The 11987-nt window shown below is 33.1% G+C and carries 11 protein-coding genes and 1 other annotated feature; of the genes, 3 read left to right on the top strand and 8 right to left on the bottom strand.

The features are described 5' to 3' along the window. Window position 1 precedes the first annotated feature (1 nt). From opp4C to C1I91_RS01935, 3 genes are all read right to left on the bottom strand, one after another. On the bottom strand, window positions 2-919 hold the full coding sequence (gene opp4C / locus C1I91_RS01945; RefSeq protein WP_128210975.1) for an oligopeptide ABC transporter permease: 918 nt from the start codon (window positions 917-919) through the stop codon (window positions 2-4). Window positions 920-938: 19 nt separating this feature from the next. Further along, entirely contained in the window at window positions 939-1895 is a 957-nt protein-coding gene (locus tag C1I91_RS01940) for an ABC transporter permease (protein ID WP_128210974.1), read from the bottom strand. A 76-nt stretch (window positions 1896-1971) separates the two neighbouring features. Then, window positions 1972-3681, bottom strand: a complete 1710-nt coding sequence (locus C1I91_RS01935; protein ID WP_128210973.1) for an ABC transporter substrate-binding protein — start codon at window positions 3679-3681, stop codon at window positions 1972-1974. Window positions 3682-3741: 60 nt separating this feature from the next. After that, window positions 3742-3991 (bottom strand) — a binding site (T-box leader). Window positions 3992-4737: 746 nt separating this feature from the next. On the opposite strand from C1I91_RS01935, the gene C1I91_RS01930 reads away from it, so the two are divergent. After that, window positions 4738-5172 (top strand): NUDIX hydrolase, encoded by a 435-nt coding sequence (locus C1I91_RS01930; protein ID WP_205694271.1) that lies wholly within the window; start codon window positions 4738-4740, stop codon window positions 5170-5172. A gap of 247 nt (window positions 5173-5419) precedes the next feature. Here C1I91_RS01930 and C1I91_RS29320 read toward each other — a convergent pair whose 3' ends face one another. The 4 genes from C1I91_RS29320 to C1I91_RS01915 form a co-directional block, all read right to left on the bottom strand. After that, a complete protein-coding gene (locus C1I91_RS29320) occupies window positions 5420-5542 on the bottom strand; it encodes a hypothetical protein (protein ID WP_275051645.1) in 123 nt (40 codons plus the stop codon). Between the two features lie 181 nt (window positions 5543-5723). Further along, window positions 5724-7964, bottom strand: a complete 2241-nt coding sequence (locus tag C1I91_RS01925) for an ABC transporter permease (RefSeq protein ID WP_128210972.1) — start codon at window positions 7962-7964, stop codon at window positions 5724-5726. Continuing rightward, window positions 7964-8662 carry an ABC transporter ATP-binding protein gene (locus C1I91_RS01920; RefSeq protein ID WP_128210971.1) on the bottom strand — a complete coding sequence of 233 codons (699 nt, stop codon included), beginning with the start codon at window positions 8660-8662 and terminating at the stop codon, window positions 7964-7966. Before C1I91_RS01920 ends, C1I91_RS01925 begins: the two co-directional genes overlap by 1 nt. Window positions 8663-8788: 126 nt before the next feature. Next, on the bottom strand, window positions 8789-9433 hold the full coding sequence (locus tag C1I91_RS01915) for a TetR/AcrR family transcriptional regulator (RefSeq protein WP_128210970.1): 645 nt from the start codon (window positions 9431-9433) through the stop codon (window positions 8789-8791). 303 nt (window positions 9434-9736) lie between these two features. On the opposite strand from C1I91_RS01915, the gene C1I91_RS01910 reads away from it, so the two are divergent. Continuing rightward, window positions 9737-10348, top strand: a complete 612-nt coding sequence (locus tag C1I91_RS01910) for a DUF4652 domain-containing protein (protein ID WP_128210969.1) — start codon at window positions 9737-9739, stop codon at window positions 10346-10348. A gap of 211 nt (window positions 10349-10559) precedes the next feature. Here C1I91_RS01910 and C1I91_RS01905 read toward each other — a convergent pair whose 3' ends face one another. Next, window positions 10560-10754 carry a BhlA/UviB family holin-like peptide gene (locus C1I91_RS01905; RefSeq protein ID WP_128210968.1) on the bottom strand — a complete coding sequence of 65 codons (195 nt, stop codon included), beginning with the start codon at window positions 10752-10754 and terminating at the stop codon, window positions 10560-10562. Between the two features lie 435 nt (window positions 10755-11189). Here C1I91_RS01905 and C1I91_RS01900 point away from each other — a divergent pair, with 435 nt between their 5' ends. Beyond that, window positions 11190-11753, top strand: a complete 564-nt coding sequence (locus C1I91_RS01900; RefSeq protein ID WP_128210967.1) for a hypothetical protein — start codon at window positions 11190-11192, stop codon at window positions 11751-11753. The last annotated feature ends 234 nt before the right edge of the window (window positions 11754-11987 follow it).

Raw genomic sequence — 11987 nt, 5'->3', positions numbered from 1 at the left:
CTTACCTACCTTTCATCTTAGGATCAAGAGCATCTCTTAAGCCCTCACCTAATAAGTTTATGGATATAACCGTAAGGAAAATTGCTGTTCCTGGAGGTACCCAAAGCCAAGGTCTCTTTTGGAAATCTATCAGGTTATTTGCCGCATCTATCATATTTCCCCAAGAAGCCGCTGGTGGTACTACCCCTAAGCCTAAAAAGCTTAATACAGATTCGCTTAATATAGCTCCAGCTACATTTAAGGTAGCTACTACCAACAATATAGGAATTGTATTAGGTATTAAATGATTAAAAATTTTCCTTCTGTCACTGAGACCTAGCACTTCAGTGGCCTGCATAAAAGGCTGCTCTTTAAGGGACAATATTTGCCCTCTTATAAGTCTGGCAAGCCCTGGCCATCCTACTAAACTAAGCATTATCATAACAATATATATACGATACTCTCCTGGAACCTTCCACTCAGATAGCAGTGCTCCTATTATCATAAGCAGTGGCAAACCAGGTATGGACATCAATATATCTGCAAGCCTCATTATTAGGTTATCTACAATGCCTCCATAAAAGCCTGAAATAGCCCCTAATATAGCTCCAAATATCACTGATACCAGCATGGAGGCAATTCCTATGGTTAAAGAAATTCTTCCTGCCTGCATAAGTCTTGTAAGAATATCTCTTCCTAGCTTATCAGTACCTAGCCAATGTCTAGCACTAGGCGCTTTGCTTATGCTTGAGGCATTAACGGTTCCTGAAACATATGGAGAAAATAATGGTCCTATAAAGCTAAATAAAAGCATCAATATGAGAAATATAAGTGCTATCATCGCTAATTTATTTTTTCTTAGTCTCTTAAAGGCTTGTTTCCATAAGGATTCCGACTTTCTTACAGCCTTGCTTTTATTAACAACCTTTGAATTTATCATACCTTCACCTCTTCTCTTTCTATTTAAGTCTTATTCTAGGATCTGCTGCAGCATATAAAATATCTGCTAAAAAATTACCTAGTATAGTTAAGAAGGATAAAAACATGGTAAAAGCCATAAGCACTGGATAGTCTCTATAGCTTAGAGCTTCAAGTTGAACTCTTCCAACTCCTGGCCAGTTAAAAATCTGCTCTGTTATTATTGCACCGGAGAATAAGCCCGGCAGCTCAAATCCCAGCAGAGTTATTGCAGGAAGAATAGCATTCTTTAAAGCATGCTTAAAGATAACAGTCTTTTCTTTTAAACCCTTTGCTCTTGCTGTACGTATAAAATCCAGCCTTATAACGTCAAGCATACCAGTTCTAAAATACCTGGTAAGAGATCCAATACTTAAGAAAGTAAGTATTGCAACAGGAAGTATCATATGCTTTAACACATCAAACACATAGGTAAACCCCATATAGTTACTTCCCGTATCTATCATCCCGCCTACCGGCAGCAGCTTCAGATCTATCGCAAAGAACTTAATCATAAGAAGTCCTATGAAGAAGGATGGAAAGGACATAGATGCAAATACTGCCAAAGTAACGATTCTATCAAAAATTGAGTACTGCTTCAGCGCAGAAAAAACTCCTATTATAAGTGCTATACTCCAAGACAGTATCAGGGTAAATACCGCTACTATAAAAGAATTCCATATATATTTATTTAAAAGTGAGGTTACTGATTCTTGATACTTTAAAGAAAAGCCAAGATTGCCAGTAAGAGCATCCTTCACCCAATTTACATAACGTACTGGTATAGGTTTGTCTAATCCGTATAATGCCTTTAGTTCATGTGCTCTTTGCGGTGTAAGCTGAAGATTTGAATCTATATAATCTCCTGGCAACAAGGCAAAGAGAAAGAAAACTATCATTGATACCCCAATCAAGGTTGGAATCATCTGAACAAATCTTTTTAAGATATATTTTTTCATATACTGCCTCCCCTCATATATCTCCAAAAAGGTCTAGCATCGGCTAGACCTTTTTACTTTATATGAAATATATAATTTATTGTTTTATCTTAACTTTAGCTAGGGTAGCTCCAATTCCATTGAAGTTATCAATATCAAGGCCTTCTATTCTTCCATTGTAGGCTGCTACTGATTTTCTATAGTTTAGAAGTATTATAGGTGGATCATTGCTGAACTCCTTATAAAGCTCCTTGTATATCTCTTTTCTCTTTGCAACATCAGTTGTAGCTATTCCATCAAGTATTAGCTTATCAATCTTAGGATTTGAGTAACCTGAATAGTTTCCTTGGGAAGTTGATAAAAACTCACCTACAGCATCATTAGGATCTCCAAGCATTGAAGTAGAAACCGCTGCAAAGTCATAATCACCTTTCTTAAGCTTTGCTACTAAAGCATTAAAGTCCATTATCTCTGCGTTAAAGTCTATTCCTAGTGCCTTATAATTTTCCTTCGCTATTGGAATAAGCTCGTCATCCTTACTTCTAGCTAAGTAATTTATCTTAAGCTTTTGTCCGTCTTTTTCACGTACTCCATCAGCTCCTACCTTCCAGCCAGCTTTGTCTAGAAGTTCCTTTGCTTTATCTGTATTAAATTCATATTTATTTACACCATCATCTGAGTAAGACCATAAAACTGGTGATGCAGGAACATTTGCTACTTGTCCGTAACCCTTATAAGCTACATCTACATATTTTTTACGATCTAGACCGTATATAAGTGCCTGTCTCACTAAAGTATCCTTAAGATATGGCTTTTTATTATTTATATATAAGAAACTGTAAGTGTTAGCTGTAGCAATTCTAATATTTGCAAAGCCTAAGCCCTTTAATTGGTCTACAGTGTCCTCATCAGCGGTAAATCCATCATAGTCGGTTTCTCCAGTTTGGAATAATTGAAGCTTTGTATCCTTTGAAGTAACCTTATATATTAAATGCTCTACAGAAGGTTTTCCTCCATAGTAGTTTTCGTTGGCAGTATAACGTATTTCTTGACCTGGAACATATTTATCAAGCTTATATGGGCCTGCTCCTAAAGGTGCTGGGTATAAACTCTTCAAATAATCAAGTTGTCCCTTTTTGTAGTCTTTTCCATAGTATGCCTTTGACAATACCTGAACTCCTAGAGTAGTTAAGCTCTGTGCATTTACCTTTTCAGTAGTTATTTCTACGGTCTGTGGATCTATTACCTTAATACCTGAAATAGAGGTTGCTGATCCATTCTTATAATCATCTCCGCCTTTTATGGAAGCAAGAGAAATATCCATATCACCGGAATAAGCTGGATCATCTAATAGTGTAAGTGTAAAAGCTACATCATCTGCGGTTAATGGTGAACCATCGCTAAACTTTAGATTCTTTCTTAAATGGAAGGTGTAAGTTAACTGATCCTTTGATATATCCCAGCTCTCAGCTAAGTCTGGTATCACCTTACCGTTTCTATCTAGTCCTACTAAAGCACTAAACATAGGTGAAGTGGCATTTCCATCCCAGCCGTTATCATAGAAATATGGCAAAAATACTCCTCCTGGAGCTGAAATAGCTGCTACAAAGGTATCCTTTCTATCCTTGGCCTTTTGTACATTTTTACTTAAATCTGTCGCCTTTATTATTTGTTCACTGCTGTCTTCAACCTTTTGCTGTACTACCGCAGTATCATCCTTCGAGTCATCCTTACCACCAGAACATCCCGTGAAGATGAGTACTGCACTAAGACTTAAAATCATAGCCCTTAATAAATTTTTCTTCATTTCTTCTCCCCCAATAAAATTAATATTATGAAAAACCACGCAAAAAAATCGCCCCTAATATACAGAGGCGAAGAAGATTCTCCGCGGTTCCACTCTGCTTATCACTACTTCTTTGTAGAAGAGGATATCTCATGTGCCTAAATATCAAAAATACCAACGCTTTAACGGGCGTACCCGCTGAAGTCTACTAATAACTTCGATTCAGAGCTCAAAGATGCATTTCAATTAAGTTCCATTGAGACTTCTTACAGCCAGGAAAGTCTCTCTCTGTAAATATTCCTTAACCTACTCTTCTTATCATAGCCATTATTTCATAGTATTCCTATAATGTTACTAATACCAATTATAGGTAACCAGACCATTTTTGTCAACATTAAATTTGAAATTTTTGTATTAAAATTATTTATTTACTTATTAGTCCATAAAATAACTGACTAGCTTTAATATTTATATTTGCATTAATGTACTAATATTCATCATATAGATATTTTTATTATGTAAACCTTTTAAATTAATAAATTGATAGTTCTTTCTTTGATTGCTAGGCTATTACTATAGGGAACCAAATTCAACTATTAATTTATACATGCCACAAAATTCCCAGAAGCCAGGATTTTATAACAAGTTTAATTTAAGTTTTCATAAAGGTTCCCTATATAGGGAACCAACTTCAACTATTAATTTATACATGACACAAAATCCCCAGAAGCCGCGATTTTATAACAAGTATAAATTAAGTTTTCATAAAGGTTCCCTATAAATTGCATCCTATATTAAAGATTGATTATATATCTATTGGATTATTTAAAGCAAAAAAGTCACTGAAGTGAGCATTTTTCATCATCTGCCTTCTTTAAGCCCAAAAGTGAAGAGCTTTATGGTTCAATGCAATGTAGTCCATGCCTATAGAAAAACAGTACACTTCAAGGAAGTATATCCAGTATCTATACAAACACATACATTATATTGAAATAAATGTTATAATTAGCATATAGCTTAACTATAATTTATTGCACAATTGTAATATGTGACGTACTATAGAAGGGAGTTTTTTATTTGAATAAGAAAAGATTTCAAATGCCTGTTGCCGTACATCTTTTTCTAATTAGAGAAGGTAAAATATTATTATTAAGAAGATTTAATACAGGATATGAGGATGGGAATTATAGCATAGTGGCAGGACATTCAGACGGAAACGAAGATGTAAAATCAGCAATGATAAGAGAAGCAAGAGAAGAAGCAGGAATAGAAATCAAACCAAACAATATTCAATTTGCAGGTGTAATGCACAGAAAATCAGATGATGAAAGAATTGATTTCTTTTTTTCAGCAGATTTATGGGATGGCCAAATAGTAAATATGGAACCACATAAATGTGATGATTTATCGTGGTTTGAAATTGATAATCTTCCGCCTAACGTTATCCCATACATAAAAAAAGCAATAACAAATTATATATCTGGTGTGCGATTTGATACATATGGATGGTAAAATTCATTGAATATTTAATTGAATTTTATGTGTTTTTATCAGAACATTTTATTACACCATATTCTTAAAAGCCCAGTTAAGGAAGCCAAAATAGCTTCCCTTAATTATTTATATATTTTTAACACTATATTAAAACATAGCCTTAATTTAAAGTTTATTTTTCTTAGAAATTTGTGGTTTTATAAGTTTAAAAAATTATCTTGAGTTATTTAGTAAAAAACGTGTTCTAGCGAGGAAGCACGTTTTTTTACTTTTCAGAGTTATTTTCTGAATCAACTACAATCTCACATTTCATTAAATCACTAACATTTGCTGATCCTTTTATGGATAGCTTGTCTTTATTTAAAGAAGTAAATAGAAACATAGTCATAATTCTTATAAATTCCTAAAAAGTTAAGGCTGAGCATCAACGGTTTTTAATCGCCAATACAACAGCCCCTTTATTTTTTGATATATCCAATAATATTAATTCTTTGCGTAAGCTCATCTAAGCATCGAATCACTGACCACTTAATTTCAACACGTTTTTAGTAGAACCTAATTTAAAGATTCTATTCTACTCTAGACTTCAAGGCTTCTGTCATGGATATTCTGTTTACTTTTCTTCTGCTTACGGCCTTTGAAACCTCATAAGTAAGGTAGATTACCACAAATCCAATAAATGCATATATATAGTTAACCCTTATAGGAAATGCCAAGTTCATGCTTTTGCTAGCTGAATTAATCATTTCATTTATTGAAGCAAGTAGTAGCGGTATTCCAATTATATAGCCTAGTACCACTATAAATGAAGAACTATTTAGTATCAGCGAGTATACTTCCTTCTTCTTATAGCCAAGGACCTTCATAAGAGAAATGTTCTCTTTATTCTCCTCTATTATTAAAGAAGTAACCACATAGATAACTATAAGTCCTATGATAAAGGCCATGAAGGCTATAGCTCCAACGTAAGCTTGCATTGGCTTAGTTAAGGCATCAAAGGCATTCTTGAAATCATCCAAAGTCGCAGTGCTTAAAAGCTTGCTTTCAGGTATGTTTAAATTATCCTTACTCCAAACTCCCATATAGCTTCCCTTTGGATAACTTAGCATAGAGTTAAAGTTATTGATTGGCATATAAATATATTCACCAACATAGGTATCTGCAATGCCGTCTACAGCTATATCGTATTCCTTTGAGTCAATCTTATTTATCAGCTTTAAAGTATCACCAGTTTTAAGCTTTAACTTATCTGCTAGAGGCTTAGTTATTAAAACCTTACTAGTATCAAGCTTTTCTCCCTTCTCATCCTTTAGATAGATATATTGAGTGTTTTCAGCTATTCCGTATACACTAAGATTTTGTTTTTCATCAGACTTTAAGGTAAAAGGAGATATAGAAAAGCCTTCTCCGCCTGAGGTATCCTTTGTCTGTAAGGAATTGAATAGATACTGGTATTGATATTTATAAGTATTCTCGTAGGTATCTTTAACAAGGTAATCCATAGAACTCTTCATCACAAAGCCCATAAGCAGAAGCATTGTAGCAAAGGTTATTCCTAGCAATAAGAAGATACTTCTAGGTATACTTCTAAGCTGTTCTCTTACCTTAAACTTAGTGGAAAACTTAAGCTTATCTAACTTTAATCTCTTTTCAATAAACCCTACCTTATTCTTTTCTGCTCCACCTCTCATTAAATCTAAAGGAGAATATTTTAGGGCTCTATTTACTACAAAGTAGCCACATACCCCTAAAAACACTATTGGCAGTATAATACTTATAATCACGTATTTTAGATCAAAATGAATATTTCCCATTGGCATATTGAAATAGCTAAGCATAACCTTCAACATAGGCTTAACAGTAAGTGCTCCTAGTATAGTTCCTATTACTCCACCAACAACAGCTATGGATAAAGGAAAGGTTATATAATGCCTCATTATTTCTTTTTTTCTATACCCAAAGGAATATAGAGTTCCTATGGATGCAAACTCCTTCTTAAGCATTCTCCATATAACTATTCCGGTAAGTATGCAGGTTAGAAGAAGTATGAATATTGGCATTGAAGAACTCATCTGCTCTATTCCCTGAACCTTAGCAGTTTCATAGGTTACCCTTGGATTATCAGTTATATTACTCCACTTAAGCACTATTATATTTTGCTCTTTTAAATAGGCTTTGAATTTTGCTATATTAGCTTCAACATTTCCTCTCTCATTAAATCTTATTGCGTAGGAAATATTTCCTCCAGAAAGCTTATTCAAGTCTTCCTTGCTTATAGATGCTATACCAAAGCTCTTTGGATCATTTAGTATGTCACTTTCCTGTTTTATTACATAGATATAATTGGGCAATGACATAAAGCCTGACACCTTAAAGCTCTTAGAAGCTATGGTTATGTTATCTCCAACCTTTATAGCATTAGCCTTGGCATAGGCTGGATCAATTATTATATCTCCACCGGTCAAAGCATTGCCTTCAATTATAGCAGGCAAATTCACCTTTTTATTCTCACTAAACAGCCTAAGAGTATTGCCCTCTGAAAGCTTATAGTCTAAGGTTTTCTGCTGCTCCATACGCATATTGAACTTTGTTTCTAAATCAGCTATATTAGTAAGCTGCTTATCAGCTATAAAGCTGGCATCCTCTTGATAATAATTTTTTTCGAAGGAGTAGGATATGCTTTTCATGCTGCTAGTTAGTTGGTTAAACATGGTATAAAGCATGCAACTTATGATAATTAAAAATAATGATCCAATGTATTGAGATTTGTTTTCTAGCATGGTTCTTTTTATCTTTTTATTTATAACCATTACCACTCAATCCTTTCTGCTGGCAAGATCACTTCATTTTCAAACTGCTCTACTATTTCTCCACTTCTAACTTTAAAAACCTTGTTTGCCATATCGCTTATAGCACCATTGTGAGTAATCATAAGTATTGTAGTTCCAAACTCTTTATTTACCTTTTGCAAAAGCTTAAGGATTTCTCTTGAAGTAGTGAAATCTAAAGCACCAGTGGGTTCATCACATAAAAGCAGCTTTGGATTCTTCACTACTGCTCTAGCTATGGCCACTCTTTGCTGCTCTCCACCACTTAATTCCTTTGGAAATCTATACTTTTTTTCTAACATTCCAACAGCCTTAAGGACTTCATCTGTATTTAAAGGTTTATCACTTATATTAGATACCACCTCTATATTTTCCCCTACAGTAAGGTTAGGAATGAGGTTGTAAAACTGAAATATAAAGCCTATCTTATCTCTTCTATAATCTGTAAGCTTATCATCCTTAAGGGTTGTGATATCTTCACTGTCCACTAGGACTTTACCGGCATCACTGCGATCTATCCCACCTATTATATTTAGCAAAGTGGATTTTCCTGAACCAGAAGGTCCAAGGATAACCCCTATTTCTCCTTTATTTAAAGTCATGCTTACGCCCTTAAGCACTTCCGTTACAACTTCACCTGTCTCATAGCTCTTTTTTAAGTTTGTAATCTCTATAAACATGATTTCTCTCATGCCTCCCTATATAATAAGACTTGTAACCTCACTAAGCCTATATAATAAAATGCTGGCTTTTCACTTATAATTAATAATCCTGCTGTATTTAAGTTGTTATAGATGATATAAGTTTTATTTAGTTCCAACTCCGCTTTTTAGAAGTTCAATCATACTTTTAAGGTCTTTCGCTATCACATCAAAGCTTTCGTCAATAATATCTTCTCCAGCCTCTCTGGCCCTATTCATCATGTGCTCCTTCATCTTCACAGAAACCCCTGTCATAAATAACGCTATAATCTCATCGTCTATATCCGTTCTTATATAACCATTCTTTTTCCCAGATCTTATTATCTTAAGCATATATTCATCAGAAACCTTCATCATGTAACTCATTGATTCATTGGTTAAGTGACTGTACTTACCTAAAAATACATCCTGAATAAAAATCATTAACTCTCTTTCATCGTTAAGCTGTCCCCATACATCTCTTGAACTTTCATATAAGTAATCAAATATATTTATGTTTTCATCAACATTTATTATATAGTTGCCGTACTTTTCCATAAGAAGCTGAGCAGACCACTGCACTGAAAACATGAACAGCTCCTTCTTATTTTCAAAGTACTGATACATACTTCCCTTGGCAACTGAAGCACTCTTCGCAATGCTTCCTATGTTGGCCTTTTCAAAACCATTGTTGGAAAACTCACTTACAGCAGCTCTCATCACCTTCTCTTGTTTCTCTTCATTAAGATTAAAAAAAGTTTCCTTTGGCATATTTCCTCACCTGTATTTACGTAAATATTTATGACTTCTCAGTCATGTGACTCCTTAGTCATAGTATATGACTATAGAGTCATGTTGTCAATATATTTTTATCTTTAAGAAACTGCTTCACATATCTATCACGCTTAATTTTTATTAAATAGCACTATATTATACAAATATTAACATAATTTCATAAAAGCCCACAATAACCAACTCCTAAATTTAATATTTTTTATCTTTTTTGTATTTAAATGTAAAATAATATGTTATAATGTTATTCGTAAAAAACATTTATGGAAAGAGGTATAAAATATGAAAAAATTTCTAATAAAGGCACTTGTAATTTGTTGTTTGTTGCCAATTACTAATGCAGGTGTATCAGCTAAAGCACAAGAGATTAGACTAAACACTAGCAATAGTGTAACAGTGAATAGTCAAACATATTTTGAAGAAATCAATCCTGAAAATAGTATAAAAAGTGATTGGCGTACTCCATTAAAAAAAGTAGGCAACACTAATTATGAAGCATCAATTGTTGGTAAGGGAGAGTATGCAGACGAAGAAGGCCCAGCTACAGTATTAGTGAGAGATACTTTAACCAATAAGTATAAGGAATTTAAATTTATAGATAGAAATAACTTAGAACATCCTCAAGTTAGTGCATTGAAAGTTGTTGATGGAAAAGCAAATACTTTATTTGTGATTGTTGGAAACGCATATGGGATGGGTTTTCAGGGGAACTCCATTTACTCATTAAATGTACAAGATGGAACTTCAAAAATGGTGACACAAACCACAGGAGCTGCAATTGCCGTAATTAAGGATGCAAAGTTAATAAATGACAATTTATTAAAAGCAGAAGTATGGATATTTGATGATCAGATGATTAATCATATTGTTGATTACAATTATTATGCTGTTTAATATTTATGGTAAAGAATATTTATTAGATCTGGCAAACTAACTCATTATATCAATGGGCGGATACTTTAATGTTCTAAATCAACATTTTATTAAGGTTGGATGGCATCACAGCCTCCAACCTTAACCTTTAATAGCCTTAATTCATACTTATCTAATGTTAATTTTAAATGCTTTTCTATAATTACTTTACTAAAAAGACTTTTTAGATTAGCTATTTTAATAACTTTTCCTTAATATCTTCTACATCTTGTTTAATTTGTGGTAATAGCTCTGTTAATTCTTGAACTATACTTTGGTAATTACTTTCTCTTTTGCTGTTTTCCTTTAATACATAAAATAATAAATAACTAAACAAAATTGCAAAAGCACCTTGAGTAGCTATTAACTTTAATATATCACCCTCCATAAGTATTCTCCTCTCATATAAAAATTATCGGTTCTTTATACATAGAGAAAAAAAAGTAACTTATGTAAATGTATATCTGTTAATATTATATATATATATTCTTATATGCTATCTCTTCCCTATAAAACCGCATATTTTAATGTTATTACAAATTATTTTCTTAGTTTACACATATTCATTTTAATAAACCTATAAATTTGTTAGAACAATCCTCTTATATTGATATTGGCTAGGTTATAATTAAAAATCAAATCTATAAGTTTCTTCAATTATAAATTCTTATTTTTCTTTCTGCCAACTGGTTATCAAGTTCTCTTCGTACTAGCTTTTCATTTTTATTATAAATAAAACTTGTATATATCTTTACACTTTAAGCTATCTTATCTCTTTACTTTATGAAAAGTGTTTAAAATATATAATCAAGGAGGATTTATTATGGCAACTGCATTAGACAATTCATACGAAAGAGGATATTGGTGTATAAACAATAGTTCTAGTAAATCAGCTGTATATGCTAGCTTTACATGGGACCCAAATCAATCTAAATATGTGGGGGTGAATTACTTAGGTTCCATATGGCCTGGAGAGAAATTTGTACTAGCAGATGGCTTTCAATATCCGACTGAGCTCTATGGATTCTGTGTCTATTTTGTAGCAGCAGATGGAAATTGGAAACAGGGCTTTGTGCTTAGTGATATTAGAGGTACTTCTGCTGCTAGACATTTCAGTCCTGAAAATGGAAGCCTTAGATATTACACTGCAAGAGTGACTCTAAATTATTATGATGATAACTTACATTATATTGGTGAAATACCAAGTGGAAATGGATTTTATGTAAGAGATGCTGGGTTATGCGCTTGGGGAGATACTGGTAAAGTTGCAATTCAATTTTCATCAACATCTGGTAGCTCAAGATATTGGGTAAATACTGGTGCAACCACAACCTCTGGTAATCAAAATCCATATTTAACACCTAACACTGCTTGGAGCAATCTATAACAACTTATAAAACGCGGCTGTATACTAATTAATCAGTATACAGCTTTTTACTATAAAAAAGTTGTACATATAACTACTAAGATTAGATAGATTATAGGTATGTAACTGAGAGTTGGTACTTAATTATAATTCGCTTAATATTAATAAGCTTATAGTCAATCTATATAAGTGTTGAGGATATTTTATAAATACAAATCAGCTTTGGAATAAAGCTATATCAATTTTAAAAACAGA

Source organism: Clostridium manihotivorum (assembly GCF_004015185.1).
GTDB lineage: Bacteria > Bacillota > Clostridia > Clostridiales > Clostridiaceae > Clostridium_AR > Clostridium_AR manihotivorum.
Note: the sequence above shows the minus strand (reverse complement) of the source record. Positions and strands in the feature narration are given on the sequence as shown.

Coding starts and splice junctions, on each gene's coding strand:
- C1I91_RS01905 (WP_128210968.1), bottom strand. CDS start 10,754: ATGGAGGGTGATATATTAAAGTTAATAGCTACTCAAGGTGCTTTTGCA.
- C1I91_RS01940 (WP_128210974.1), bottom strand. CDS start 1,895: ATGAAAAAATATATCTTAAAAAGATTTGTTCAGATGATTCCAACCTTG.
- C1I91_RS01910 (WP_128210969.1), top strand. CDS start 9,737: ATGAAAAAATTTCTAATAAAGGCACTTGTAATTTGTTGTTTGTTGCCA.
- C1I91_RS01920 (WP_128210971.1), bottom strand. CDS start 8,662: ATGTTTATAGAGATTACAAACTTAAAAAAGAGCTATGAGACAGGTGAA.
- opp4C (WP_128210975.1), bottom strand. CDS start 919: ATGATAAATTCAAAGGTTGTTAATAAAAGCAAGGCTGTAAGAAAGTCG.
- C1I91_RS29320 (WP_275051645.1), bottom strand. CDS start 5,542: ATGACTATGTTTCTATTTACTTCTTTAAATAAAGACAAGCTATCCATA.
- C1I91_RS01900 (WP_128210967.1), top strand. CDS start 11,190: ATGGCAACTGCATTAGACAATTCATACGAAAGAGGATATTGGTGTATA.
- C1I91_RS01935 (WP_128210973.1), bottom strand. CDS start 3,681: ATGAAGAAAAATTTATTAAGGGCTATGATTTTAAGTCTTAGTGCAGTA.
- C1I91_RS01925 (WP_128210972.1), bottom strand. CDS start 7,964: ATGGTTATAAATAAAAAGATAAAAAGAACCATGCTAGAAAACAAATCT.
- C1I91_RS01915 (WP_128210970.1), bottom strand. CDS start 9,433: ATGCCAAAGGAAACTTTTTTTAATCTTAATGAAGAGAAACAAGAGAAG.